Source organism: Mesorhizobium sp. WSM4311, assembly GCF_002295115.1.
Taxonomy (GTDB): domain Bacteria; phylum Pseudomonadota; class Alphaproteobacteria; order Rhizobiales; family Rhizobiaceae; genus Mesorhizobium.
This window is the reverse complement of the sequence record NZ_NSFV01000011.1, coordinates 39,501-63,868: the sequence shown is the minus strand read 5'-3', so window position 1 is coordinate 63,868 and position 24,368 is coordinate 39,501. Positions and strand designations below refer to the sequence as shown.

Annotated in this window: 26 protein-coding genes; 19 read left to right on the top strand and 7 right to left on the bottom strand. The window is 62.8% G+C overall.

The window, feature by feature from the left end; genetic code table 11:
• Positions 1 to 91 precede the first annotated feature (91 nt).
• Together CK226_RS25540 and CK226_RS25535 are read left to right on the top strand one after the other, a co-directional pair.
• On the top strand, positions 92 to 2,077 hold the full coding sequence (locus CK226_RS25540; protein WP_095789649.1) for a conjugal transfer protein TraG: 1,986 nt from the start codon (positions 92 to 94) through the stop codon (positions 2,075 to 2,077).
• 5 nt (positions 2,078 to 2,082) lie between these two features.
• Entirely contained in the window at positions 2,083 to 2,517 is a 435-nt protein-coding gene (locus CK226_RS25535; RefSeq protein ID WP_095789650.1) for a CopG family transcriptional regulator, read from the top strand.
• Between the two features lie 106 nt (positions 2,518 to 2,623).
• Here CK226_RS25535 and ehuB read toward each other — a convergent pair whose 3' ends face one another.
• Positions 2,624 to 3,496, bottom strand: coding sequence for an ectoine/hydroxyectoine ABC transporter substrate-binding protein EhuB (gene ehuB / locus CK226_RS25530; protein WP_095793396.1), 873 nt, complete (start codon positions 3,494 to 3,496; stop codon positions 2,624 to 2,626).
• A gap of 187 nt (positions 3,497 to 3,683) precedes the next feature.
• Positions 3,684 to 4,871: a Fic family protein gene (locus tag CK226_RS25525; RefSeq protein WP_095793395.1), complete on the bottom strand. Its 1,188-nt coding sequence runs from the start codon at positions 4,869 to 4,871 to the stop codon at positions 3,684 to 3,686.
• A gap of 564 nt (positions 4,872 to 5,435) precedes the next feature.
• On the opposite strand from CK226_RS25525, the gene CK226_RS25520 reads away from it, so the two are divergent.
• Positions 5,436 to 6,374, top strand: coding sequence for a kinase (locus tag CK226_RS25520; protein ID WP_095793394.1), 939 nt, complete (start codon positions 5,436 to 5,438; stop codon positions 6,372 to 6,374).
• Entirely contained in the window at positions 6,368 to 7,423 is a 1,056-nt protein-coding gene (locus tag CK226_RS25515) for a PLP-dependent cysteine synthase family protein (RefSeq protein WP_095789516.1), read from the top strand. Before CK226_RS25520 ends, CK226_RS25515 begins: the two co-directional genes overlap by 7 nt.
• A 13-nt stretch (positions 7,424 to 7,436) precedes the next feature.
• Here CK226_RS25515 and CK226_RS25510 read toward each other — a convergent pair whose 3' ends face one another.
• The gene (locus CK226_RS25510) at positions 7,437 to 8,699 is read right to left on the bottom strand and encodes a threonine synthase (RefSeq protein WP_245318244.1); all 1,263 of its coding nucleotides are present in this window, start codon (positions 8,697 to 8,699) and stop codon (positions 7,437 to 7,439) included.
• A gap of 73 nt (positions 8,700 to 8,772) precedes the next feature.
• Here CK226_RS25510 and CK226_RS25505 point away from each other — a divergent pair, with 73 nt between their 5' ends.
• From CK226_RS25505 to CK226_RS25490, 4 genes are all read left to right on the top strand, one after another.
• Positions 8,773 to 9,168: a helix-turn-helix transcriptional regulator gene (locus CK226_RS25505; RefSeq protein ID WP_348628974.1), complete on the top strand. Its 396-nt coding sequence runs from the start codon at positions 8,773 to 8,775 to the stop codon at positions 9,166 to 9,168.
• Positions 9,169 to 9,333: 165 nt separating this feature from the next.
• Complete coding sequence (locus tag CK226_RS25500) at positions 9,334 to 10,062, top strand: LuxR family transcriptional regulator (protein WP_095789518.1); 729 nt, start codon at positions 9,334 to 9,336, stop codon at positions 10,060 to 10,062.
• A 65-nt stretch (positions 10,063 to 10,127) separates the two neighbouring features.
• Positions 10,128 to 10,742, top strand: a complete 615-nt coding sequence (locus CK226_RS25495) for an acyl-homoserine-lactone synthase (RefSeq protein ID WP_095789519.1) — start codon at positions 10,128 to 10,130, stop codon at positions 10,740 to 10,742.
• Between the two features lie 214 nt (positions 10,743 to 10,956).
• Positions 10,957 to 11,562 (top strand): response regulator transcription factor, encoded by a 606-nt coding sequence (locus CK226_RS25490; protein ID WP_245437842.1) that lies wholly within the window; start codon positions 10,957 to 10,959, stop codon positions 11,560 to 11,562.
• Positions 11,563 to 11,642: 80 nt separating this feature from the next.
• On the opposite strand, the gene CK226_RS25485 is transcribed toward CK226_RS25490, so the two are convergent.
• The 3 genes from CK226_RS25485 to CK226_RS25475 are packed head-to-tail and all read right to left on the bottom strand — an operon-like array spanning position 11,643 to position 13,886.
• Positions 11,643 to 12,407, bottom strand: a complete 765-nt coding sequence (locus CK226_RS25485) for an amino acid ABC transporter ATP-binding protein (protein ID WP_095789521.1) — start codon at positions 12,405 to 12,407, stop codon at positions 11,643 to 11,645.
• Positions 12,407 to 13,066 carry an ectoine/hydroxyectoine ABC transporter permease subunit EhuD gene (gene ehuD, locus CK226_RS25480; RefSeq protein WP_095789522.1) on the bottom strand — a complete coding sequence of 220 codons (660 nt, stop codon included), beginning with the start codon at positions 13,064 to 13,066 and terminating at the stop codon, positions 12,407 to 12,409. Before ehuD ends, CK226_RS25485 begins: the two co-directional genes overlap by 1 nt.
• Positions 13,056 to 13,886 (bottom strand): amino acid ABC transporter permease, encoded by an 831-nt coding sequence (locus tag CK226_RS25475; RefSeq protein ID WP_245437841.1) that lies wholly within the window; start codon positions 13,884 to 13,886, stop codon positions 13,056 to 13,058. The genes ehuD and CK226_RS25475 overlap by 11 nt, the downstream gene beginning before the upstream one ends.
• A gap of 260 nt (positions 13,887 to 14,146) precedes the next feature.
• Here CK226_RS25475 and trbB point away from each other — a divergent pair, with 260 nt between their 5' ends.
• Genes trbB through CK226_RS25420 form a run of 11 tightly spaced genes read left to right on the top strand, consistent with a single transcriptional unit; the run spans position 14,147 to position 23,767 of the window.
• Positions 14,147 to 15,130, top strand: a complete 984-nt coding sequence (gene trbB / locus CK226_RS25470) for a P-type conjugative transfer ATPase TrbB (RefSeq protein ID WP_095789524.1) — start codon at positions 14,147 to 14,149, stop codon at positions 15,128 to 15,130.
• The gene (locus tag CK226_RS25465; protein WP_095789525.1) at positions 15,127 to 15,462 is read left to right on the top strand and encodes a TrbC/VirB2 family protein; all 336 of its coding nucleotides are present in this window, start codon (positions 15,127 to 15,129) and stop codon (positions 15,460 to 15,462) included. The genes trbB and CK226_RS25465 overlap by 4 nt, the downstream gene beginning before the upstream one ends.
• Positions 15,462 to 15,743 carry a VirB3 family type IV secretion system protein gene (locus CK226_RS25460; RefSeq protein WP_095793393.1) on the top strand — a complete coding sequence of 94 codons (282 nt, stop codon included), beginning with the start codon at positions 15,462 to 15,464 and terminating at the stop codon, positions 15,741 to 15,743. Before CK226_RS25465 ends, CK226_RS25460 begins: the two co-directional genes overlap by 1 nt.
• A gap of 10 nt (positions 15,744 to 15,753) precedes the next feature.
• On the top strand, positions 15,754 to 18,210 hold the full coding sequence (trbE, locus tag CK226_RS25455) for a conjugal transfer protein TrbE (protein ID WP_095789527.1): 2,457 nt from the start codon (positions 15,754 to 15,756) through the stop codon (positions 18,208 to 18,210).
• A complete protein-coding gene (trbJ, locus tag CK226_RS25450) occupies positions 18,207 to 18,965 on the top strand; it encodes a P-type conjugative transfer protein TrbJ (RefSeq protein WP_095774552.1) in 759 nt (252 codons plus the stop codon). Before trbE ends, trbJ begins: the two co-directional genes overlap by 4 nt.
• Before the next feature lie 11 nt (positions 18,966 to 18,976).
• Positions 18,977 to 19,288, top strand: a complete 312-nt coding sequence (gene trbK-alt, locus CK226_RS25445; protein WP_095774686.1) for a putative entry exclusion protein TrbK-alt — start codon at positions 18,977 to 18,979, stop codon at positions 19,286 to 19,288.
• Positions 19,289 to 19,290: 2 nt separating this feature from the next.
• Positions 19,291 to 20,655, top strand: coding sequence for a P-type conjugative transfer protein TrbL (trbL, locus tag CK226_RS25440; RefSeq protein WP_095789528.1), 1,365 nt, complete (start codon positions 19,291 to 19,293; stop codon positions 20,653 to 20,655).
• Positions 20,656 to 20,658: 3 nt separating this feature from the next.
• Entirely contained in the window at positions 20,659 to 21,348 is a 690-nt protein-coding gene (trbF, locus tag CK226_RS25435) for a conjugal transfer protein TrbF (protein ID WP_095789529.1), read from the top strand.
• Positions 21,345 to 22,406 (top strand): P-type conjugative transfer protein TrbG, encoded by a 1,062-nt coding sequence (trbG, locus tag CK226_RS25430; protein ID WP_095774549.1) that lies wholly within the window; start codon positions 21,345 to 21,347, stop codon positions 22,404 to 22,406. The genes trbF and trbG overlap by 4 nt, the downstream gene beginning before the upstream one ends.
• Positions 22,403 to 23,542 (top strand): TrbI/VirB10 family protein, encoded by a 1,140-nt coding sequence (locus CK226_RS25425; protein ID WP_095789530.1) that lies wholly within the window; start codon positions 22,403 to 22,405, stop codon positions 23,540 to 23,542. Before trbG ends, CK226_RS25425 begins: the two co-directional genes overlap by 4 nt.
• Before the next feature lie 3 nt (positions 23,543 to 23,545).
• Positions 23,546 to 23,767 (top strand): DUF2274 domain-containing protein, encoded by a 222-nt coding sequence (locus CK226_RS25420; RefSeq protein WP_095774547.1) that lies wholly within the window; start codon positions 23,546 to 23,548, stop codon positions 23,765 to 23,767.
• Positions 23,768 to 23,800: 33 nt separating this feature from the next.
• On the opposite strand, the gene CK226_RS25415 is transcribed toward CK226_RS25420, so the two are convergent.
• On the bottom strand, positions 23,801 to 24,271 hold the full coding sequence (locus CK226_RS25415) for an Lrp/AsnC family transcriptional regulator (RefSeq protein ID WP_095774546.1): 471 nt from the start codon (positions 24,269 to 24,271) through the stop codon (positions 23,801 to 23,803).
• Positions 24,272 to 24,368 lie beyond the last annotated feature (97 nt).

Genomic DNA, 24,368 nt, shown 5'->3' with positions numbered 1-24,368 from the left:
TTGCCGACAGCTCGACACCGCGCGATCGGGTCGGATGGGCCGTTGAATTCAAATGCACTTTGCCGGACCTCTTCGCAGCGAGGAGAAACGCATGTCGGGAACAAAAGTCCTCTGGGGCCAGATTGTCGTTGTCTTCCTGATCGTGCTGCTCACCACCTGGGGGGCGACGCAGTGGTCGGCGTGGCAGTTGGGGTACCAGACACAGCTGGGCCCGCCTTGGGTCGTCATCGCCGGCATGCCCATCTACTATCCGCCAGCCATCTTCTGGTGGTGGTATTTCTACGACGCCTATGCGCCCGGCATCTTCATGCGCGGCGGCCTCATCGCTGCCTCGGGCGGCTTCATCGCAATCGCCGTGGCGATCGGCATGTCCCTGTGGCGTGCCCGCGAAGCGACGAAGGTCGAGACCTACGGCTCCGCCCGCTGGGCCGAAAGGAGCGAGGTCAAGGCCGCCGGCCTGCTTGTTCCGGACGGTGTGGTGCTCGGGCGATATGGGCCGAATTATCTGCGCCATGACGGGCCAGAGCATGTGCTCTGCTTTGCGCCGACGCGTTCGGGCAAGGGTGTTGGCCTGGTCGTGCCGTCGCTGCTGACCTGGCCCGGCTCGGCGATCGTCCATGACATCAAGGGCGAGAACTGGCGCCTTACCGCCGGTTTCCGCGCTCGGCACGGCCGGGTACTGCTGTTTGATCCGACCAATGCCAGGTCGAACGCCTACAACCCCTTGCTGGAGGTCCGGCGGGGTGAATGGGAGGTGCGCGACGTTCAAAACATCGCCGATATTCTGGTCGATCCCGAAGGCTCGCTTGAACGACGCAACCACTGGGAAAAGACCAGTCACGCGCTTCTGGTCGGCGCGATCCTGCATGTGCTCTACGCCGGACCCGACAAGACACTGGCCGGCGTTGCGGCATTTCTGTCCGATCCCAAGCGACCGATCGAGGCGACACTGGCCGCCATGATGACGACGGCGCATCTGGGGGAGGGCGGTCCGCACCCGGTCATTGCAAGTGCTGCACGAGAGTTGCTGAACAAGTCCGACAACGAACGTTCAGGCGTGCTTTCGACCTCGATGTCCTTCCTCGGCCTCTACCGCGATCCGGTCGTCGCCGCGGTCACCCGCGCCTGTGACTGGCGCATCGCCGACATCGTCGCGGATGCCGCTCCGGCGACGCTCTACCTCGTCGTTCCGCCCTCCGACATCAGTCGCACCAAACCGCTGATCCGTCTCATTCTCAACCAGATCGGCCGGCGCCTGACCGAGGACTTGCACGAGAGAATGGATCGTCATCGGTTGCTGCTCATGCTGGACGAGTTCCCGGCGCTCGGACGGCTCGACTTCTTCGAGTCAGCGCTTGCTTTCATGGCCGGCTATGGCCTGAAAAGCTTTCTGATCGCGCAGTCTCTCAATCAGATCGAGAAGGCCTACGGACCGAACAACTCGATCCTCGACAACTGCCACGTGCGCGTCAGCTTCGCGACGAATGACGAGCGCACCGCCAAGCGCGTGTCGGATGCGCTGGGCACGGCAACCGAAATGAAGGCGATGAAGAACTATGCCGGTCACCGGCTTTCGCCATGGCTCGGTCATCTCATGGTTTCGCGCTCCGAGACGGCGCGGCCGTTGCTGACACCCGGCGAGATCATGCAACTGCCGGCTGGCGACGAAATCGTCATGCTGGCCGGTACGCCGCCGATCCGGGCGAAGAAGGCGCGCTACTTCGAAGACCCGCGGTTGAAGGACCGCGTCCTGCCACCGCCGGCGCTCACGGTGCGAAGCGAGGTCACGCCTGACGACTGGACAAGCCTTCCGTCGCCGCTGCCGTCGCAGAGTCCAGCAGCCCAGGCCGCTGGCGTGAAAGGCCAGGACGATGCGACCGACTCCGGCTGGCGGCGTCAGCCCGAGCTCGACAACGTTGTCGCGACTTCAGCGCCTGCGGCGCCCGCCAACGAATTCGAGATCGATACGGCTGACGAGGCCGATGATCTCGCCGCAAGCAGCAGCCGGATGGCCCGCGTCGCGCGGACTGTCGCGCGGCAAATCGCGCTCGATCCGGACGATGGCATGGAGCTATGACGGCCATGAAGGCGATGAAGAAGAAGGTGCAGATCTCCGTCTATCTCGACCCTGCGGTGATGGCGTTGCTTGTCGACTATGCCGTCAGGCGCGACCGGTCGCAGTCGCTGATCGCCGAAGCGGCGATCGCTTCCTTCCTCTCCCCCGATGCCGACGCACAGCGCGAGGCGGCGATGGCCAAGCGTCTCGATCAGATCGACCGCCGGATCATGCGGCTGGAGCGTGATGTCGGGATCTCAATTGAAACCCTGGCGGTGTTCATCCGCTTCTGGTTGGCGACGACACCTGCCTTGCCTGAACCGATGGCGCAGGCGGCACGCGCCAGGGCGAGCGAGCGCTACAACGCCTTCGTGTCCGCGCTTGGCAGGCGCTTGGCCAAGGGGCCGAACTTGCGCCAGGAAATCCCTGAAGACGTCGCTTCATCCGGTGATCCGGACTGACAGTCAGCCAAGGCAGCCGATGGACAGCGGCGCCGCCTGTTTCGTGCGGCGCCACGCGATCCGATGGCTGGCAGCGATGCTGCCCGGGTACGATCCGCAATGCAGATCAGTTGGCTGAACCGCACAGCTGCGCCGTTGTCAGTCCTGTCGGCACGGCTTCGGCCGGGCCAAACCCGTATTTCGCCATGATGGTGGCGATCGCGCCGCTGGAGATGACTTTGGCCAAGCCCTTGTCATAGAGGTCGCGCAGATCGCCATCGTCCTTCCTGAACGCGATGGCGATGTAACTGATTGAACTGTCGCCTGTGGTGAATGGATTGGCGCGCTCGAGGTCGGGGCTTTTGCTCCCGGCAAGCAGCCCGATGACGGTCGGCGACGAGAACACCGCCGCATCGATGCGCCCGGCGCGCAATGCGGCGATGTTGGTTTCAATGTCGGGAAACTGCAGGATCCGATCGTCCGGGACGCCTTGCGTGATTGCATTCTTGATGACATTGCTGCCCCGGCCGCCCCCCATGATAAGGTCGGATTTGGCCGCCAGGTCCGCATAACTGTGGATCGCTTTGGGGTTGCCGGCTAGCACGACCGCCGCGTCGTCCGACTTCAGGTCGGGACCGCCGAAGGCGACCTGCTTGCATCGCTCCGGCGTTATCGACAGGCCCGACGCCACGGCGTCGAAACGCCCGGCCATGAGGCCTGGAATCAAGGCTCCGAACTCGGTTACCTCGAAATCGATTTGCTTGACGCCGAGATCGGCGAATGCGGCTCTCAGCAGGTCCGGATGCCATCCGACCAGTTCGCCTGTTCCCTCCTTCTTGTAGCCCCATGGCGCGCGGTTATGAATGCCGATGACGATGCGCCCGTCCTTCAGGACGCGCTCTTTCGTGGTTTCTGCCGCGGCTGGCAGCAGGCTTCCAATGATCGCGGCGTAGGCTATGCAGGCCAGGCCAAGGGCGGCCGATCGGGCTCGGAAATTCATCGTGCAGTCCTCCCATGAGATTGATTGCGTGCGCCTCCCCGATCCGGTTCAGCCGCAGCCACTCAAAGTATGGTCGAGGCCACTATTTCGTCAATATAGATTGACAAAGTATGTACAAATTATTGCAATGCGCCTGCATGCGAGCCCCAGCGCCAGGCGCTCTCTGGCCAGGGCGCGCCCTGTCGTTCTAGGTTTCGGGAAACAGCTTGGGGAACAGCTCATCCAGCGTATCGGCCGGGAAGCGCAGCGACACCGGGCCTTTCGGCGTGTCCGATGCAAGCAGGCCAAGGCCCAGTATATCGGCAAACACGCGCCGCGCGGTACGTTCCGGCAGGCCGGTGATGCGCGAGGCTTCGCCGCGATCGAACTCGCCACGCAACAGCGCCTCCTCGAGCAGCCGGAACGCCTCCGGCTTGACGTCGTGGCGCTGCACAAAGCGCTGCAGCCGCCGTGCGAGCTGATTGAGATCGAACAGGCTGGACATGAAGCCGACCTGGTCGACGCACACGCGCAAGAACCACAAGATGAAATCGCCAAGCGCGCGTTCCGAGAGATTGCCGCGGCCGTCGCGATCGCCCTGGCGCGGCATGTCGGCGTGATCCATCATGCGCTTGTAGTCGCCCCGGCTGTTCAAGCCCCGGGCCAAGCCACGCGAAATCGACCACAGCCCATGCGCAGCGACACCGGCCTCATGGGCCATGGCATGGCTCATCAAGCGGCTGACGCGGCCGTTGCCATCGGGAAAGGGATGGATGTAGTTGAACCGGTGGTGGGCTGCCGGGATGGCCAGAATGCGCGCGGCTTTGCCCATGCGGGCGAAACGGTAGCGCGTCGCGAAATACTCCATGAACGCCTCGACGCGGTCACTCGATGGCGGCTGGTGTCGTCCGACCGCGACGTCATGCTCCGGCGCCGATCTCCACATGCCGGGGGGCATGACGAACTCGCGGCCTGCACCCCCGATGCGCAACATCGCTTCATCGGCATCGCGGTAAAATTCGGCATGCAGCCAGCGTAGGAATTCGGGCGAGGCCGGCTCGGGTACCCGTTCCTGTGCTGCCATCTTGTCAATCTCAGCCTGCAGCCGCACATGCGCCGCGGCTTCGATCTGCAGATTGCGCCGCTCCTTGTCCTTGTCGAACTCACCGGCCAGGGCGCGTTCGATGTCGCGGGGGCGTGTGTTGTGGCCCTCGATGAGGTTGCTATAGTAGGTGTTCATGATGCGCACGAGATCGGCGAGATTGGCTGCGGTGCGCGGATGCAGGCTTTTGCCCAGAACGGCCGATGCCGCCGCCAGCTCAGCCAGCGCATCCGATATCGGCTCGGATATGTCTTCCAGTCGTGCCGGTTCGATGCGCTGGACGGTTTCTTCCATGGTTGGCCGATCTTTGTTTCAGTTAAATATATAATTATAAAGATTTATTTTTGTTTTTCCAGCCTAATTGACCGATCTGTTGGCCGATCATCAGCGCAGGCATCTACAATGTCCGATTGGAGGCCCACGGCGCCGACGATGATCGTCATGCTGGCCGATGTTAGAGTACCTCAATGCCCTGAAATCCATGAATAAAACCCGTGTCGCCGAGATTATTGGCCGGTCTGTTGGCCGATGTTTGCGAAACAGCTGGATCGAGCCGGCTCAGCCAGCCTCGGAGAGACCAGGAACAAGGCTCTCGCTTGTCGTCGATGGGGATGAGCGACCTGGCGGAAGTCGATCTTGGGAGAGGGCAGATCATAGCCAGGCTGCGAGCTCCGGCTTTGATGTCCATGGATGCAACTGAGCCCGTTGCGCAGACTTGCGCGACGATAATGCTGACAAGCCTCCATCCGCTAAGCGCATGCGCGATTTAAGCGCAGTCAATACCGGAATCCATTGAGGGCGGCTGTCATTCACTTCCGCCATTTCTCTCCATGGCCCGTGAATGCGGTGGAGATGGCTATGGCGATCGATGGCGATTTGGCGATCCGTGACGGATCGCAGCCCCTGGCCGGAACGGCAACCGCAATCGCGCATCACGGAGAACTTATCCAGGGCGTCTTCCAAGGGGACGACGGGCATCTTCAACGCGGCCTGGTGACACTGCCGATTGCCGGGTTGAAATCAGTGGCGACCTTCGTCTTGGGCGTGGACAAGGGGATCATTGTCCATCCCGATCACAAGGTCAAAGCGGCGGCGGCCGCGCGGCTGACGCTTGATCTTTTGAGTGTCAGCGGCGGCGGTGATCTGACACTTCACAGTTCGATCCCGGTCGGGCACGGCTATGGCTCATCGACAGCCGACGTTGTCGCCTCGATCCGCGCTGTGGCTGCTGCTCTCAAGGCTCTGCTGCGGCCATCGAGCGTCGGCCGTCTCGCCGTGGCAGCCGAGCGTGCAAGCGATGCTATCGCCTATGATGATCACGCTGTCCTGTTTGCGCAGCGTGAAGGCGCCGTGATCGAGAACTTCGGCGGCTCCTTGCCGCCGTTGCTGCTGGTGGGGTTCAAGGCCAACGGCGGCGCCCCGGTCGACACGTTGCAGCTGTCGCCCGCGCGCTATGACAGTTTCGAAATTCAGCAATTCGGCGTGCTTCGGGCACTGGTGGCAAGGGCCGTTCGTTTCCAGGACCCCTATCTCCTGGGACGTGCCGCCTCGGCCAGTGCCCTGATCAGTCAACGGCATCTGCCGAAACAGGGTTTCAACGAGGTCGTCCAGATCGCCGAGGAAGCCGGAGCGTGCGGTGTGCAGGTCGCCCATAGCGGCTCTCTGTTCGGTGTCATTTTTGACCTCTCCGAAACCGACCTGAGACGAAAGGCAGGCTTGGTTGCGCAGAGGGCGGAGTCGGCTGGTTTCACGGATGTCGAGTTTCATCTGGTCAATGGGGAGGGGTGGCAATGGTAGCCGTCGATGCCGACTATTTCAGGGACCTGGAGACGCCCCGTCTGGCTCACCTGTCGCGAAATCTTGTCGCTGCCGCCTTTCCGCTGATGAAACTGATGCCGGCCCGTTACATTCTGGATCGCGCCGCTGCGGACGGCGAGTTGAAGGCAGGCGCGCATATTGTCGAGACGACGTCGGGCACGTTCGGAATGGCGGTGGCGCTGCTCGCCGCGGCGCGCGGCTATCGGCTTACGCTCGTCACCGCCTCGACGCTGATTGACGCCAGATACAAGGCGCGCCTCGAGCGCATCGGCGCCTCGGTCATCGCGTTGGACGATCCCCGTGGTGATGGCAACCAGCCCGGCAGGCTTGAGTGTCTTCATGACATCCTGGCCAGGGAGCCGGACGGCTTCTGGACGCGTCAATACGATAGTCCGGGAAATTGGCTCGCCTATGCGCGGCTGGCCGAGCTTCTGATCCGCGCGATGGGTCGGATTGACTGCCTTGTCGGTTGTATCGGCACAGGCGGCTCGCTTTGTGGCACTGCCTGGTTTTTGCGAACCATCTTTCCCCATCTCACTGTTTTCGCCGTCGATACCCACCACAGCATCCTGTTTGGTCAACCCGTTGGCAAACGCATGCTGCGCGGGCTGGGCAACAGCGTGTTGCCGAAGAATGTTCGCCACGAACTGGTCGACGAGATCCATTGGGTCGGTGCCTACCCAGCCTATATGGCGGCTCATCGTTTGCTGCGCGATCACGGCATCTTCATGGGGCCGACCAGTGGCGCCGCCGCGCTGGTGGCACAATGGGTTGCAACCAAACACCCGGATGCCCAGGTCGCCGCCATCATGCCGGACGAAGGTCACCGACATATCGAGACTGTCTACAATGACGACTGGCTCTCGAGCTTGCCTGGCTGGCCATGCGCGCAAGTCAGCGAACCGAACACACTTTCAATCATCGCGCCAAGGGCAGAAACACAATGGACGCGCTTTGTCTGGAACCGCCGCAGCCTGGCCGAGGTGCTGGAAACACAGGCAGCCGTGAAGGCCCAGACGAGCGACTAACTTGCCCGGCGTTCTAGGAGGCGAGCCGGGGCTCATTGGCATCCAGCCAGCGCCAGGCATCCTGGGTTGTCTGGAAAATCCGATCATTCCTGTCCGGCGTGACGGACCGGTCGAGATCCTTCAGTCCGCTGGCAGTCACAACCGCAACCACGCGGTCTGTCGGCGCGATGATGCGTTGGCGCCTCAATGTAGAGATCGCAATAAGCGGCGTGACCGATGCGAGCTCGGCAAAGATGCCTTCGTCGCGGGCAAGCTGCTCCTGCATTGCGACAAGCCCCTGGTTGCCAACGGGTACGGCATGGCCGCACGAGTCCCGAAGTGCCTTCAGTGCCTGGAAGGTGCTGCGCGGCGTGCCGATCGAAACGGCAAGGCTCTCGAAGGCCATCGGGCGCTCCGGCAGTGCATCGGCGCCGCTGGCAAGCGCCGCCGCCAGTGACCCGTGCACTTCCGCCGCAACGAGTCGCGGCAGACGGGCGATCGCGCCTTGCGCGAACAGCTCGCAAAATCCTGCCCAGACGCCGGACAAGGCATCGCCATAGCAGACCGGCAGCACGCACCAGTCCGGCGCGGTGCCTCCCGATTGCTCGACGATCTCGTAGGCAATCGTTTTATAGCCCTCTATGCCGAGTGGATGGCTTCCAACGACCGGTCCGTGATAGGGCGAGGCTATGAACCAGTCATAGCGGTCAGCCGCCTGCGCAAGCAGCGACCATCGGTCCATTTTGCTGACCAGCGGCACAACCGTCGCGCCGTATTTGCGGATTTGCGAGAGCATCGCGCCGGCTGATCCCGCGAACGTGGTGACGATGCATTTCAGTCCAGCTCGGGCAGCGTAAGCCGCCAGCGAAGCGCCGGCGTTTCCCGAAGAGGCGGTTGCGACAATTTTTGCGCCCCGCGCACGCGCAATGCTGACGGCCACTGTTGAGAAGCGGTCCTTGTGCGACCAGGTCGGGTTTCGTCCTTCGTCCTTGATCACAAGGTTTGGCACGCCGACAAAGGCGCCGATGCGCGGCGCCGCCAGCAACGGTGTTTGACCTTCGCCAAGCGTCACCGCCTCCTCGGCCGCGCAAGGCAGCATATGCGCGAAACGCCATAGCGAGCCTTGGGCGGTAGCTCCATCGAAGGGATGTGGCTGGTGGGCCGGATAGACCGGCCGAAGATTTGCCGGCGCGGTCTCACGACACTTTTCGCACCCCCGGGAGTCTATGGCGAGATCGCCGGGGTAGGAAACGCCACATCGGATGCAGACGAATTTCTGGACTCGGCTTTTGTCCACTTCGGGTCCGCTCCCGTCGTCCGGGGAATGCTCCGACACGTCGCCCAAGAGCTCGCGAAACGGCAGGCTCGCCATGGCAATTCCTTTTTCAGGGAACGATGAATTCGCCTGTCGTTTCAAACAGCCAGCAGCACGGCTGTCAATGCAGAATGTGCACTATAGTGTGTCGCACCAGAGTGTGCGCCGTAGCATCCGTTGCTTGATGAATCTTCGCGGCGTTTTTGGTCTGAACGTGCAGCGGCTGCGCAGGGAAAGAAAACTCTCGCAGGAGCAGTTGTCTTTCATTTCGGGGCGCACGCGGGCTTATATCAGCAGCGTCGAGGCTGGACGCCGCAACGCCACTCTGGATACGGTCGAAATCCTGGCAAAGGCCTTGGGCGTCGAACCGGCGGCGCTGATCTCGGCAGGCCCAGGACATCGGCGACCCGCTCGCGTGATGAAGCAGGTTGCTTCAAAGTCAGCCGAGTGACGCGATCGGATTCGATAGGTTATTGAACCGACTAAGATTTCTTTGTATTTGCGCCGGCTAATTGACTCCTTCAGTATACATTCGCAGCAAGTCCCATTGAAGATCGTGTCTCTACTCGCTTAAGTTGTTGCCGGGGTTGGGCCTGACTTTCGTCGAGGTCTGCCAATGGAAAACGATAGTATTGCTCAGCTCTTTGCGGCGATCTCAAGGATCGACACGGGGCGGTCGGCGGTTGCAATCCTGCAAGAGTTTCGCTCCGCAATGGCGCGCTACGGATTGCGTCATTTCCTCATTACCGGTTTGCCCGTGCCGCATGATACGGCCTGGCAGCGCGAGATTTTGGGCGATGGCTGGCCGCCCGAATGGTTTTTCCGCTACCTTGAGGAAGATCATTTTCTGCATGATCCCTGCGTAGCTCAGTGCCGGCATTCGCCGCAACCGTTCCTGTGGAGCGACCTTCCGGCAGGAAGGATGATTGCGCGCGCGAAACTGGTGATGGACGAGGCGGCGGAGTTTGGCATGCGAGATGGCATCTGTGTCCCCATCCACGTACCGCTGGCGGGTCCAGGCGTCGTCACGGCGGCGAGCGACCGGATCGACGTGCCACTGAGCGCAATGCCTCTTATCGAAACGCTCTGCGTCCACACATTCCGACGTCTCTCGGGGCTGGAGGCGAGCGGCCAAGGCAGTGATGCCAGGCCTTTGACAGGGCGCGAGCGCGAACTCCTGCAGTGGAGCGCACAAGGCAAATCGAACGAAGACATTGCCTGCATCCTCGGGGTCACCAGGAACACGGTCGAGAGTCACCAACGAAACATTCGCGGCAAGCTCGATGCGATCAATGTCTCGCATGCCATCGTCAAAGCTCTGCGACGGCAGGAAATCCAGATTTAGCAATACCTGAATACCGTCATACGTGCGCCAAGCGCGGTTTCCTACGACCTCCGCCTGGAGGCGTCATGGTCCGTATTCATCTGGTTACCTGGTCAAACAGGAAGCACTACAGGAAACTTCTGGAGCGCTATTTTCGCATAAGGTACGACATCTACGTCAGGCAGAGGCGGTGGCGCGCCGTCGCGCGCCCCATCAACATCGAGATCGACGCCTTCGATAACGAGCATGCGCTCTATCTTCTCGCGCTTGATACCAACGGCAAGATCGTCGGTGGTTCGCGCCTGGTCCCAACGCTGGAGCCGCATTTGATGAGCGAGGTATTTCCAGGTCTCGCCGGGGGAACGCCTCCGCGAGCCGCGGAAATATTCGAATGGACGCGTTTCTTCGTGATTCCTTCGCTTCGTACCCAAGGTGCCTCCTCCCCTGTCGCGGGCGTGGTCCTGTGCGGTCTTCTCGAAGCGGCTCTAAGACTTGGAATCCGACAGATTAGCGTTGTCTGCGAAGCGTTCTGGCCGAAACGTCTGCGCGCCCTTGGCTGGACCCTGACAGAGCTGGGCCAGGTTCTTGAACATCCCGACGGTGACATTGTCGCACTTCTGATCGATGTCACGCTTCAGGCCATCCAAGCGACGCGCCGTGCCTATTCTATCAGCGGCGCCATACTCGCGGATGAGGCTTGACCAGGCCGATACGCGATTGTTAGCGAAGGAGTTCGCGGACCGCCGATAGTGTGGCGTATTGTGTCGGGCCCACGAGCGCGGTAGTCAGCCCTATGGCGCGGCGAACCCGGTTTTTCCCCTTATGAGGCCCCTTGTCCTGATTTCCTCACAGGATCCGGATTTCTTTCTGGTCTTCGGACACATACTCTCGGTCGCGGGCTTCGACACGCAGCTAATGACCGAGGACAAGGAAGTCACCCGCCTCATCGAGGTGGCAAAGCCGCTCGCGGTGATCCTGGACTGCCATCCAGGGGAGCGTGCCATCGCAAAACAGTGCATCAGGTTGAAGTCGACCCCAGCAACAAACGCCATCCCGGTCGCGGGCTTGGTCGCGCCACGTTCCGGCAAGTTGCATCTGGACCTGATCAAGGCTGGCGTCGACGAGATATTTTCACGGCCGTTCGCGCCCGAGCAACTTCTGACCTGGCTGCATGGCAAGGCCGGCCTTGCACGGTTATCGCGTGAGACAGGGACCGGAGATCTGGTGCAGGGTGATTTTCGTCTGGAACGAGCGACCCACCGAACCTTCTTCAAGCAGAAGGAAATCACGATGCCGCCGATCGAGTTCAAGCTGTTGCGCAGCCTTTTGGCGAACCCCGGCAAGGTTATCGGCCGGGAAGAACTCGTGGCGACGGCGTGGCCGGAACATGCTGCCGCAACCGACGTGCGGGGCGTCGACGTGCATATCGCACGGTTGCGCAAAAGGCTTCGCGCGGCCGTCGGAAGCGATGTGATCAGAACCGTCCGGTCGGCGGGCTACGCGTTCGCGCCGGACTGGTAACCCGCCCGGCATTGCCCGCGACAAGCGACCAATCGCCGTTGCTCGACCAGTTGCCGCTCCGCCCGTCCGAAACGGCCTGCTCAATGTCTCAGGATCGTATCCAGGAACAGCCGGGCGCGCGGATGAACGGCTGTTGAGAAAAAGTCTTCGCAGGAAGCGTGCTCGACAAGGCGGCCTGCGTCCATGAAAACAACCTCGTCGGCGACTTCACGCGCGAAGGCCATCTCGTGGGTGACGCAGACCATGGTCATACCATCTCGCGCCAGAGCGGTCATGACGTCGAGCACCTCCTTGATCATTTCGGGGTCGAGAGCCGAGGTGGGTTCATCGAAAAGTATGATGCTGGGATTAAGGCAAAGAGCGCGCGCGATCGCCACCCGCTGTTGCTGACCGCCAGACAGCTGGCCGGGATAGGCGTTCGCCTTTTCAGGGATGCGCACCGCTTTCAGCTGATGCATAGCGATCTCCTCCGCCTCGCGCATCGATTTGCCAAGGACTCGCCGCAAAGCCAGAGTGCAGTTGGCGAGTACGCTCAGGTGGGGAAAGAGGTTGAAGCTCTGGAACACCATGCCTGTTTGCCGCCGCGCAACGGCGGTGTTGCGAGCGCTTTGTCCGAGCGTCACCCCTTCCAGCTGAATGGTTCCTTTCTGAAAGCGCTCAAGACCGTTGATGCACCGGATCAGGGTCGACTTGCCCGAGCCGGAGGGACCGCAAACGACAATGCGCGCGCCCGTGCGGATGGTCAGATCGATATCGTTCAAGACATGCAATGCGCCGAACCACTTGTTCAGTCCTTCGATCTGGACCAGGGGTTCTGCCTGAACGGCCGCAACGGGAGAGAGCATTAGCGGCGTCCAGTTGCAAGCAGGCGCTGCTCGACGCGCTTGACCCCATAAGAGACGACAAGCGCCAGCGCCAGGAACAGCAAACCGGCGACGGTCAGTGGCTCGGCGTATCGATAGGTTTCAGAAGCGATATCAAAGGCACGGCCCAGCATTTCCGGCACGGCCAGGACCGCCAGATAAGGCGTCGCCTTGAGAATCGATACCAGGTAGTTGCCGAGCGGCGCGGCGATGTTGCGCAGCATCTGCGGCGCGATGACGAAAACCACCGTATCGCGCCGGCTGAGCGATAATGCTCGCGCTGCTTCCTGCTGGCCCTTGGGGATAGCATCAATGCCAGCCTTGAAGACCTCGGCCAGGTACCCGCTGTAGTAGAGGCTGAGGGCCAGGACGCCGACTGTCATGGCACCAAGACGGATCCCATAGAAAGGCAGGACGAAGTATATGAAATAGAGCCAGGCCAGAACCGGCGTGGAGCGGATGAAGTCGATCAGGAAGCGCACCGCAAAGCCGGGCGCGCCACCGCTGCGACGGATTATTTCGAAGGTGAAGCCGACAGCCGAAGCGCCAACACAACTCAAAACGGTGGCAAACAGGGTGGCACCAATCGCGCCGACAATGATCGGGATCGTCGACAACGCAAAGCCCACGTCAAATCCCACGCGACGGTCCTTTTTCGACGTTGACACGAGCCTCGAGCCAGCGGCCGGCAAGCGTGATCGGATAGCAGACGACAAAGAACGCAAGCAGCAGCGCCGAATAGATCGCGACCGGATTGTTCTGGGTCTGCGCGATCTCCTTGGCGCGGAACGTCATGTCCGTCAGCGTTACCAGCGACACCAGCGCCGTCGCCTTGACGAGCTGTATGAGGGTGTTGACGAAGGTCGGGCTCATGGCAACCAGCGCCTGCGGCAGTTCGACCAGGAGCAGGATCTGCGCGCGCGAGAGGCCGAGCGCCATGCCAGCTTCTCGCTGGCCGGCAGGCAGGGACTGAAGGCCAGCGCGCACAGCCTGGCTGGCATAGCCGCCGGCGTTGAGACCGAGCACCAGCGCACTGACGGTCAGCGCTGATAAAGTGACCCCGACCACTGGCAGCACATAGTAAAAGACAAAGAGCAGGACGACGACGGCGGAACTGCGCCAGAACTCGATCACCGCGGTCACCAGAAAGCGCGTTAAACCGGTGGTTAGAAACTGCGCGATGCCGAAGACCAGCGCGAACGGAACCGCAAAGACCAGGCCATAGGCCGTAACCGTCGCCGTGGTGCGAACGCCTTGCAAAATGCCCAACCAGATCTCGAACGTGCTCACTAGGCGTCTCAACCCTCCACGGCATATGGTGATGGTAGCGCCGGCGATGCCGGCTTTCTTCGGGTGCACCTGACGAGGATGGCTGCACGCGCAGAGGCTGACGCTCCCGAACCTGGCCACATGGCAATCCTCCGTCTGGTGATGGGGACGATCCTGTATGACCAGGGCCATCGCCAGCCTCTCATAGGCGCGGAAACTGTCATCTGTCAATAAATATGAACTTATTATTGCATATGTTCACATTAGACGGAACCTTTTCCGACGCCCGAACCGGCCTGGTGGCCTTGGATCGATGGGGCCGCCGTTCGCCTCTCTTTGCACGCTGCGCCTCGACGCCTGCCGAAACCTGTTGAATCGGACTGATCCACAGCTCTTTTGATCATCCCGCGACCGGGGCTTTTTGACGTGTTCCCGGCTCGGACGGGAACAAGATGGTCATCTCGTACAACAACACCGAAGGACACACACGCAGTTCGCGCATGCTGCGCACCGCGCTCGGGCCGGCCATCGCCCGGTTCCTTGACGACGCCGCTATCGTGGAAGTGATGCTGAACCCAGATGGCCGCATCTGGGTGGACAGGCTTTCCCAAGGCCTCGCCGATACGGGGGAAACGCTGACGCCTGCCGATGGTGAGCGGATCGTGCGGCTCGTCGCGCATCATGTCGGCGCCGAAGTGCATCCCCGTTCCCCCCGGGTCTCGGCGGAGTTGCCGGAAACCGGCGAGCGTTTCGAAGGCTTGTTGCCGCCGGTCGTCGCAGCACCTGCCTTCGCGATCCGCAAACCCGCGGTCGCCGTGTTCACGCTCGATGACTATGTCGCGACATGCGTCATGACCCGCAGCCAGGCCGCAATCCTGCGCGCCGCCGTTGCTGGCCGCGCAAACATCCTCGTTGCAGGCGGCACCTCGACCGGCAAGACGACGCTGACCAACGCGCTGCTCGCCGAGGTGGCGAAGGGAACGGACCGGGTCGTCATCATCGAGGACACCCGCGAACTGCAATGCGCCGCTCCCAACCTTGTCGCAATGCGCACCAAGGATGGCGTCGCCACGCTCTCCGATCTGGTTCGCTCCTCGTTGCGCCTGCGGCCCGACCGCATCCCCATCGGCGAGGTGCGCGGCGCCGAGGCGCTCGACCTGCTCAAGGCCTGGGGCACCGGGCACCCCGGCGGTATCGGCACCTTGCATGCCGGTTCCGGGATCGGCGCGCTCCGCCGGCTGGAACAGCTTATCCAGGAAGCCGTCGTCACCGTCCCACGCGCGCTGATTGCCGACACGATCGACCTTGTCGCGGTCCTTGCCGGACGGGGTTCCGCACGGCGGCTGGCCGAACTCACGCGCGTCGAGGGGCTCGGTCCTGATGGCGACTACTGCACCGTTGAAGCCACCTTGAACAACACAGGAGAGAACTCATGATCCGCACACTTGCGCGCGCATCTCGCAACCTCGCGACCACGGCCGGGATCACCCTTGCCGTCAGCTTCATGATCGCGCCGGTAGCCCATGCGTCAGGCTCGTCGATGCCGTGGGAACAGCCGCTCGAGAAGATCCTGCAATCGATCGAAGGGCCGGTCTCCAAGATCATCGCCGTCATCATCATCATCGTCACGGGCCTGACGCTGGCGTTTGGCGACTCCTCTGGCGGCTTTAGGCGGCTGATCCAGATCGTCTTTGGCCTCTCGATCGCCTTTGCCGCATCGAGCTTCTTTCTGTCGTTCTTTTCTTTCGGTGGCGGGGCGTTGATCTGATGGCAACGGCTTTCGAACAACTCGATGCCGTGCCGGGCTGGACGGTCCCCGTTCACCGGGCGCTGACCGAGCACATCCTGCTTGGCGGCGCGCCACGCGCCATCGCGATCCTGAACGGCACGCTTGCCGGTGCGGTCGGCCTTGGGCTGAGGCTCTGGCTGGTCGGTCTCATCATCTGGGCGCTCGGCCATTTCACGGCGGTCTGGGCCGCCAGGCGCGATCCGCTGTTTTTCGAAGTCGGGCGCCGGCACCTGCGGCTGCCCGCACATCTTTCGGTTTGAGGGTCTCGGCATGATGAACCTTGCCGAATATCGTCGGACCGCCAGCGGCCTGGCCGATTATCTGCCTTGGGTCGCCCTTGTCGCGCCCGGTGTCGTGCTCAACAAGGACGGCAGCTTCCAGCGCACCGCGACGTTTCGTGGCCCCGATCTCGATTCCGCCGTTGCAGCCGAACTGGTTGCGGTGGCCTCGCGCATCAACAATGCCTTTCGTCGGCTCGGCTCGGGCTGGAGCATCTTCGTCGAGGCGCAGCGCCATGAAGCCGCGACGTATCCCGAGACCCAGTTTCCCGACGCCGCCTCCGGCCTGCTCGACGCCGAGCGCAAAGCCGATTTCGAAGAAGCGGGGGTTCATTTCGTCTCGAGCTACTTTCTAACCTTGCTTTTCCTGCCGCCGCCTGAAGACGCGGCGCGTGCCGAAGGATGGCTTTACGAAGGTCGCGAGCAATCAAGCGTGGATCCTCGCGCGATCCTGCGCGCCTTTGTCGACCGGACAGAGCGCGTGGTGTCCCTGCTCGACGGATTCATGCCTGAATGCCAGTGGCTCGATGACGGACAAACGCTGACCTATCTGCATTCGACGGTCTCGACCAAACGCCACCGGTTGCGGGTTCCCGAGACGCCGATCTACCTCGATGCGCTCGTGGCCGATGAGGTGCTGACGGGCGGCCTCGAGCCACGCCTTGGCCACCAGCATCTTCGCGTGCTGACCATCGTCGGCTTCCCGACCGCGACAACGCCCGGCCTGCTTGACGATCTCAATCGGCTCGCCTTCCCGTACCGCTGGGCGACGCGGGCGATCCTGCTCGACAAGACCGATGCCGCCAGGCTCCTGACCAGGATCCGGCGCCAGTGGTTTGCCAAGCGCAAGAGCATTGCCTCGATCCTCAAGGAGGTGATGACCAACGAGACGTCCGTGCTCGTCGACACCGACGCCGCCAACAAGGCGGCGGACGCCGACGAGGCGCTGCAGGAACTCGGCGCCGACATGTCGGGCATGGCCTATGTCACCGCGACCGTCGCTGTATGGGATGCCGACCCGCGCGTGGCTGACGAGAAATTGCGGCTTGTCGAGAAAGTCATCCAGGGTCGCGACTTCACGACAATCATCGAGACTGTCAACGCCGTCGAGGCCTGGCTCGGCTCCTTGCCCGGGCACGCCTATGCCAACGTCCGCCAGCCTCCCGTCTCAACGCTCAATCTTGCTCACATGGTCCCACTCTCTGCCGTGTGGGCGGGGCCGGAACGGGACGAGCATCTGGTCAGTCCTCCCTTGCTTTACGGCAAGACAGAAGGCTCGACCCCATTCCGGTTGGTCCTGCATGTCGGCGATGTCGGCCATACCCTGGTCGTTGGCCCTACAGGCGCCGGCAAGTCGGTGCTGCTCGCGCTGATGGCCCTGCAGTTCCGCCGCTACGACAAGGCCCAGGTTTTCGCCTTCGACTTCGGGGGTTCGATCCGCGCCGCCGCGCTCGCTATGCGCGGTGACTGGCACGATCTGGGTGGCGGGCTTGCCGAGAGCGTGGAGGCATCCGTTTCGCTGCAGCCGCTGGCCCGCATTCACGACACATATGAGCGCGCCTGGGCCGCCGACTGGATCGTCGCGATGCTCACACGCCAGGGCCTCCAGATTAATCCAGATGCCAAGGAGCATATCTGGGCCGCGCTGACATCGCTTGCGTCGGCGCCGGTCGAGGAACGCACCCTCACTGGCGTTAGCGTGCTGTTGCAGGCCAATGAGCTGAAGCAGGCGCTGCGCCCCTATTGTGTTGGCGGCCCTTACGGCCGGCTGCTTGACGCCGAGACCGAACATCTCGGACACGCATCCGTGCAGGCGTTCGAAATCGAGGGCCTCATCGGCACGCAAGCCGCACCAGCCGTGCTCTCCTACCTGTTCCATCGCATAGGCGACCGGCTCGACGGCCGTCCGACGCTGCTCATCATCGACGAAGGCTGGCTTGCCCTCGACGATGCGGGGTTCGCCGGTCAATTGCGCGAATGGCTGAAGACGTTGCGCAAGAAGAACGCCAGCGTCGTCTTCGCCACCCAGTCGCTGTCCGACATCGACAGTTCGAACATCGCGCCGACGATCATCGAAAGTTGTCCGACCAGGCTGTTGCTGCCGAACGAGCGCGCGATCGAGCCGCAGATCACGGATATCTATCGCCGCTTCGGTCTCAACGATCGCCAGATAGAAATCCTGGCGCGCGCGACGCCCAAGCGCGACTATTACTGCCAGTCGCGGCGCGGCAATCGGCTGTTCGAACTGGGCCTCTCCGAAATCGGCCTCGCGCTTTGCGCTGCATCCTCCAAGGCGGATCAGGCCCTGATCGCCAGCATCGTGGCCGAACATGGTCGCGACGACTTCCTGCCGGCCTGGCTGCGCGCCCGAGACGTTGGCTGGGCCGCTGACCTCATTGCCGGGCTTTCTAACCTGAACCTACAAACGCAAAAGGAGTCTCAGTCATGAATACTTATCGTTTGCGCGCGCGCTCTCTTGCCCTTGGCGCCATGCTCTGCGCGCCGCTCGCGATCGCACCGGTGCTGCTGACAACGCCAGCCCAGGCGTTCATCGTTTTCGATCCTTCCAACTACGCCCAGAACGTTCTGACGGCCGCGCGGTCGCTTCAGCAGGTGACGAACCAGATCACCTCGCTGCAGAACCAGGCGCAGATGCTGATCAACCAGGGCCGCAATCTCGCGAGCTTGCCCTTCTCTTCACTGCAGGCGCTGCAGCAATCGGTACAACGCACGCAACAGCTGCTCAACCAGGCGCAGAACATCGCCTTCAATGTCGAGCAGGTCGACAGGATGTTCCAGGAGAAATACGGGAAGGTTTCCCTGTCCGCGCCGGAGCAGCAGCTTGTCGCGGACGCGCGCTCGCGATGGCAAAATACAGTCGGTGGTCTTCAGGACGCCATGCGTGTGCAGGCGGGAGCCGTCGCAAACATCGACACCAACCGCGTGCAGATGTCGTCGCTGGTCGGAGCCAGCCAATCGGCGACGGGCGCGCTGCAGGCGACGCAAGCCGGCAATCAGCTTCTGGCGCTGCAGGCCCAGCAGCTCGCTGACCTGACGGCTGTTGTCGCCGCCAACGGCCGCGCCGCGGCGTTGAGCGAAGCGGAACGCTCCGCGGCCGCCGAACAGGGACGCGAGCAGCGTCGTCGCTTTTTGCGCGCCGGATCCGGCTACCAGGCCGGCAATGGCGCGATGTTCAACCGCTGAGGTTGCGCGACGTGGATGGCAAGATACTCCTTCGCCTGGGCGCCGTCGTCTTCGTCGCGGCGGCGATCGCGGCTGCCCCGCTCGAAATGACCCGCGACAGGCAAACGCCGGACGGTTCTGGTTCGCCGGCCCCGGTCACGCTGGCGCCAAGTGCGCTGCGTGAAGGCCTTCGCCACTGCCAGAGCCTTGGCGAGGCCGCGCTCCTTGACAAGGATTGTTCGCGCCTGTGGGCCGCGCAACGTGATCGCTTCCTCGGCTTCAGATCACCGTCGGCGGGCCAGGCATTGGGCGCCCCAGGTTCGAGTGGCCAAGGGAAACGATAGACATGGGCAACACCGGCGTCATTGACCAGTTCCTCGCTACGTTCACGCGCTATATCGACAGCGGCTTCGGCCTGCTCGGCGGCGAAGTCGCCTTCGTCGCTACCACGCTCATCGTCATCGACGTGACGCTTGCCGCGCTTTTCTGGAGCTGGGGCGCCGATGACGACATTCTGGCCCGGCTCATCAAGAAGACGCTTTTCGTCGGTGTCTTCGCCTATCTGATTTCCAACTGGAACAGCCTGGCGCGCGTCGTTTTTGAAAGTTTCTCAGGTCTTGGCCTGAAAGCCAGCGGCACCTCCTTCACGGTCGAGGACCTGCTGCGGCCCGGCAAGGTGGCGCAAACCGGCCTCGATGCCGGGCGGCCGTTGCTCGAAGCCATCTCGGGCCTGATGGGCTATGTCTCCTTCTTCGAGAATTTCATCCAGATCGCCTGCCTGCTCTTCGCCTGGGCGCTGGTGCTGCTCGCCTTCTTCATCCTGTCCGTGCAGCTTTTCGTCACGCTGATCGAATTCAAGCTGTCGACGCTGGCTGGCTTCGTCCTCATCCCGTTTGGTCTCTTCGGCAAGACGGCCTTCATGGCCGAGCGGGTGCTTGGCAACGTCATCTCGTCCGGTATCAAGGTGCTGGTGCTGGCCGTCGTCATCGGTATCGGCTCGACGCTGTTTGGGGAATTTACCCAAGGCTTTGGCGGCGAGAGCCCGACCATCGATCAAGCCATGGCGATTGTTCTGGCGGCGCTGTCGTTGCTTGGCCTCGGCATATTCGGCCCCGGGATCGCGAACGGCATTGTCTCAGGCGGACCGCAGCTCGGCGCCGGCGCGGCCGTCGCCACCGGTCTTGCAGCGGGTGGCATGACGCTTGCCGGGTTCGGCGCAGCCGGTCTGGCGGCGCGGGGCGGGGCGTCAGCGTTGTCGGGAGCGGCGTCGGCAGCGCGCGGCGCGACCGCGCTCGCCGGTGGCGGCTCGGCGGCTTTCATGCTCGCGGCGGCCGGACAGGCCGGCGCCGCCGGCCTCGCCTCCGGCGCGGGCGGCATCGCAAGCGCCGGCGCCTCCGCTGCCGTTTCACCACTCAAGCGCGCCGCGGCACGCGCCGGCCAGTCATTCAAGGCGAGCTTCACCGCCGGCGCCAGTTCGGCGGCCGGGATCACTGGTGGATCTTCAACCATGGGTACGGTTGGCAATGCCGCTTCGCCGCCTACGGTTCCTTCTTCCTGGGTCGGCAATCCATCCGGCACCCAGCCCGAATGGGCCAAACGCCTGCAGCGATCCCAGCGTCTGTCACACGGCGCCCAGACTGCCGCCCATGCCGTGCGGGGCGGCGACAGCCACGGCGGCGGCGCTTCGATTTCTCTTTCTGAAGGCGAATAACCAATGAATGTCTTTCGGCGCCCAGCCGTTCACTACGGCAAGATCCCTCGACCGGAAACGCCTTATCAGAAGGCAGCGCAAATCTGGGATGAGCGCATCGGTTCCGCGCGCGTTCAGGCAAGGAACTGGCGTGCCATGGCTTTCGGGTCGCTGATCCTGTCGACCGGCCTCGCCGCCGCCCTTGTCTGGCTGTCGGCGCGTGGCACTGTCGTGCCCTGGGTGGTGCAGGTCGATGCGCTGGGACAGGCGCAGGCGACCGCGCCCGCGATCGCCGGCTACAAGCCGACCGATCCTCAGATTGCGTGGCATCTCGCCCGTTTCGTCGAACAGGTGCGCTCCATCCCTTCTGATGCGATCATCGTGCGCCAGGACTGGCTGCGTGCCTACGAATGGACCACCGACCAGGGTGCCGCCGCGCTCAACGACTACGCTCGCGCCAACGATCCGTTCTCCAAGGTCGGCAAGCAGCAGGTTTCGGTAGAGGTGTCGTCGGTCATCCGCGCCTCGCCGGATTCGTTTCGTGTCGCCTGGATCGAGCGGCACTACGACCATGGGCAGCTCTCGGGAACGGAGCGCTGGACCGGAATCCTGACAATCGTCATGCAGCCGCCGAGCGACGCGGAACGGCTTCGCGCCAATCCGCTCGGAATCTACGTCAACGCCATCAACTGGTCGCGGGAGATGAGCCAATGAGCCTCAGATTGCGTGTTGTCGCTGTCCCTTCACTCAGAGGATACCTGCTGTCGACCGCGCTGGTGTCGGCAGCAGCATTCCTCGCAGGGTGCGCCGCGACGCCAACAAAGCCGCCGAACATCCGCTACGATCCCTATGTGCCGCCCTTGGCCGCTCTGCCGAAGATCGCACGCGAAGAACGACCAAGGCCGCTGCTCATGCCCCCGGCCTGGGCTCCCGCGCGTGGCGGTGGCGCCGGCAACACACCGACCGCGCGGGTGGAGAACGCCAATGCCGTAGCGCGTGTAGAGCCGCGCCGGAAGGGCTACTACAACGCCATCCAGATCTATCCCTGGAGCGAGGGCGCGCTCTATCAGGTCTATGCCTCACCCGGTCAGATAACCGACATAGCTCTCGAGCCCGGCGAGAGCCTTGCAGGCGAGGGTCCGATCGCGGCAGGGGATACGGCGCGCTGGATCATCGGTGACACCGAAAGCGGATCGGGCATTACCCGGCGCGTGCATGTCCTGGTGAAACCCTCGCGGGCCGACATCAAGACCAATCTCGTCATCGCCACGGATCGGCGCAGCTATATGCTCGAACTGCGCGCGGGGGCCAAGACCTACATGCCCGCCGTCGCATGGTCCTACCCGGCGCCGCGGGCCGGTTCGCGACAAGCCATCCCGACGACGCCGGTGATACCCGACATGGCCGCGCGCAATTACCGCTACGGCCTGACAGGCGATGCGCCACCCTGGAAGCCCGTCAGCGTCTTTGACGATGGCCGCAAGGTTTATGTCGCGTTTCCGCGTGGAATCGTGCAAGGCGAGATGCCGCCGATCTTCGTCATCGGCCCGGACGGCGAAGCCGAGATCGCCAACAGCCGCGTCTACCAGAACATCCTGATCGTCGACCGCCTCTTCGGCGCGGCCGAACTGCGTCTTGGCAGCGGCAAGCGGCAGCAGACGGTAAGGATTGTCCGACTCGACGGACGAGCACAGGGCCGGCTGCGGCAAATGCCGAGCGTCGGCCGCGTTGGAACGGCCGGCGCAAAAACAGGCGGAGGGGAGCAGCCATGACCGATAGCGATGTTGCCGCCGAACCGATGCGGCTTCGCGCCGACCCGCCGCGCGTGACCCGCCTGTCGCGCAAGGTGCTCGCCAGTATAGGCTTGGCCACCTCGCTCAGCATTGGCGTTGCGCTGGTGTACGCTCTGCGGGACGGCGACACGAGCAAACAAGGCGACGAGCTGATTTCGACGTCAAATCGTCAGCCCGCCGATGGGTTGGCAAGCTTGCCGCGCGACTATTCCGGCCCGATCCTCGGGCCGCCGCTGCCTGGCGATCTCGGCAGGCCGATCCTCGATGCGCAAAACAAGGGACAGTCACCGATGATCGCGACCCCCGCGGTGGACGAGGCAGAGCAGCGCCGGGTGGCAGAAGAGGAGGCGGCCAGAACGTCGCATGTCTTCTTTCAGGAAGGACAAGGAAGCGCAACGATCGCCGATACATCTGGATCGCTTGCCATGCCAAACCTCGGCGAGCTCGCCGGGCAGGCCGGCCAGCCGAATGCGCAGGACCGCCAATCCGCTTTCCTCAACACCGCGGCGGATCGCCAGACCGTGGCTCCCGATCGCGTCATGCCCCCGGCGTCACCTTATGTGCTCCAGGCCGGCGCTGTAATCCCGGCTGCGCTCGTCACAGGCATCCGCTCGGATCTGCCCGGCCAAATCAGCGCCCAGGTAACGGAGAATGTCTATGACAGCCCGACCGGCCGGGCGCTGCTCATTCCACAGGGAACACGCATTGTAGGCCAGTACGACAACGGGGTTGGGTTCGGGCAACGCCGCGTGCTGCTTGTCTGGAACCGGCTGATTTTTCCCGATGGACACTCCATCGTTCTGGAACGGCAGCCCGGCACGGATCCGCAGGGCTATGCCGGTCTAGAGGATGGTGTCGACTACCATTGGGGAGAGCTGTTCAAGGCAGCGACGCTGTCGACGCTCCTGAGCGTCGGCGCGCAGGCGGGCTCGTCCGGCCAGGAAAGCGAAATTGCGCGCGCGCTGCGAGACGGCGCCTCCGACAGCGTCAGTCGGGTCGGCCAGCAGATCGTCCAGCGCCAGCTCGACATCGCGCCAACGCTTGCGATCAGACCGGGATTCCCGGTTCGCGTCCTCGTCACCCGCGACCTTGTGCTTGAACCTTACGGAGGCTGAAGAATGGCCAAGTTGAAACTGGCTGCGATCACCGACGACAGGCCGGTCAAGATCACGGTGGAGTTGCCGGCTCCGCTGCATCGCGACCTGGTGAGATATGCAGAGATTCTCGGGCGCGAGGTGGGGCAACCCTCTGCTGATCCTTTGCGTCTGATCGCGCCGATGCTTGAGCGGTTCATCGCGACCGATCGCGGCTTTGCGAAAGCCAAGAAAGAGAAGCCCTGATCCAGGGACGCCGCCAAAGCGCACGTCAAGGGTCTACTCGATAGGCAGCGGTTGCGCGTGCTTCACTTGCCCCAAGGCAAAGCTCGATTCTATCGAAGCGACCCCTTCGAGCCGGGTGAGGGTGCGCTTCAGAAAGGCCTCATAGGCCTGCAGGTCCTTTACGACAATGCGCAACAGATAGTCACGCTGTCCTGTCATCAGGTAGCACTCGACGATTTCCGGCCAGCGTTGGACGGCCTTCGCGAAACGGTCGAGTTCCTCTTCGCGCTGCCGCTCGAGCTTGATCGAGGCGAATACGCTGATGGGCAATCCGACTTTCAACTGATCGACGATCGCGACATAGCTTGTAATGACACCGGCCGCTTCCAGATTGCGGACCCTGCGGGCACAGGGGGACGGTGACAATCCCACCGCCTCGCTCAGTTGCTCGCTTGTCGCATGCGCGTTGGATTGCAAGACTGTCAGGATCTTGCGGTCAATATCATCGAGAGCCATGCTTGACATTTTTGGTCTCCAGAGCCGGCAAGGTTCGCTGATATAGCCAATTGTGTGGCATTTTACAGCGCAAATTGGCCAAAATCCCTTTTGGTGGTGGTCTATG

Bases quoted from the DNA above. Each gene is read 5' to 3' on its own strand.
- CK226_RS25540 (WP_095789649.1), top strand. From the start codon at position 92: ATGTCGGGAACAAAAGTCCTCTGGGGCCAGATTGTCGTTGTCTTCCTG.
- trbL (WP_095789528.1), top strand. From the start codon at position 19,291: ATGGGCAACACCGGCGTCATTGACCAGTTCCTCGCTACGTTCACGCGC.
- trbJ (WP_095774552.1), top strand. From the start codon at position 18,207: ATGAATACTTATCGTTTGCGCGCGCGCTCTCTTGCCCTTGGCGCCATG.
- CK226_RS25505 (WP_348628974.1), top strand. From the start codon at position 8,773: ATGGCAATTCCTTTTTCAGGGAACGATGAATTCGCCTGTCGTTTCAAA.
- CK226_RS25525 (WP_095793395.1), bottom strand. From the start codon at position 4,871: ATGGAAGAAACCGTCCAGCGCATCGAACCGGCACGACTGGAAGACATA.
- trbF (WP_095789529.1), top strand. From the start codon at position 20,659: ATGAATGTCTTTCGGCGCCCAGCCGTTCACTACGGCAAGATCCCTCGA.
- CK226_RS25535 (WP_095789650.1), top strand. From the start codon at position 2,083: ATGAAGGCGATGAAGAAGAAGGTGCAGATCTCCGTCTATCTCGACCCT.
- CK226_RS25515 (WP_095789516.1), top strand. From the start codon at position 6,368: ATGGTAGCCGTCGATGCCGACTATTTCAGGGACCTGGAGACGCCCCGT.
- trbG (WP_095774549.1), top strand. From the start codon at position 21,345: ATGAGCCTCAGATTGCGTGTTGTCGCTGTCCCTTCACTCAGAGGATAC.
- CK226_RS25460 (WP_095793393.1), top strand. From the start codon at position 15,462: ATGGCAACGGCTTTCGAACAACTCGATGCCGTGCCGGGCTGGACGGTC.
- trbB (WP_095789524.1), top strand. From the start codon at position 14,147: ATGGTCATCTCGTACAACAACACCGAAGGACACACACGCAGTTCGCGC.
- trbE (WP_095789527.1), top strand. From the start codon at position 15,754: ATGATGAACCTTGCCGAATATCGTCGGACCGCCAGCGGCCTGGCCGAT.
- CK226_RS25425 (WP_095789530.1), top strand. From the start codon at position 22,403: ATGACCGATAGCGATGTTGCCGCCGAACCGATGCGGCTTCGCGCCGAC.
- CK226_RS25465 (WP_095789525.1), top strand. From the start codon at position 15,127: ATGATCCGCACACTTGCGCGCGCATCTCGCAACCTCGCGACCACGGCC.
- CK226_RS25420 (WP_095774547.1), top strand. From the start codon at position 23,546: ATGGCCAAGTTGAAACTGGCTGCGATCACCGACGACAGGCCGGTCAAG.
- ehuB (WP_095793396.1), bottom strand. From the start codon at position 3,496: ATGAATTTCCGAGCCCGATCGGCCGCCCTTGGCCTGGCCTGCATAGCC.
- CK226_RS25500 (WP_095789518.1), top strand. From the start codon at position 9,334: ATGGAAAACGATAGTATTGCTCAGCTCTTTGCGGCGATCTCAAGGATC.
- CK226_RS25520 (WP_095793394.1), top strand. From the start codon at position 5,436: ATGGCGATCGATGGCGATTTGGCGATCCGTGACGGATCGCAGCCCCTG.
- CK226_RS25475 (WP_245437841.1), bottom strand. From the start codon at position 13,886: ATGGCCCTGGTCATACAGGATCGTCCCCATCACCAGACGGAGGATTGC.
- CK226_RS25495 (WP_095789519.1), top strand. From the start codon at position 10,128: ATGGTCCGTATTCATCTGGTTACCTGGTCAAACAGGAAGCACTACAGG.
- CK226_RS25415 (WP_095774546.1), bottom strand. From the start codon at position 24,271: ATGTCAAGCATGGCTCTCGATGATATTGACCGCAAGATCCTGACAGTC.
- CK226_RS25490 (WP_245437842.1), top strand. From the start codon at position 10,957: ATGACCGAGGACAAGGAAGTCACCCGCCTCATCGAGGTGGCAAAGCCG.
- CK226_RS25485 (WP_095789521.1), bottom strand. From the start codon at position 12,407: ATGCTCTCTCCCGTTGCGGCCGTTCAGGCAGAACCCCTGGTCCAGATC.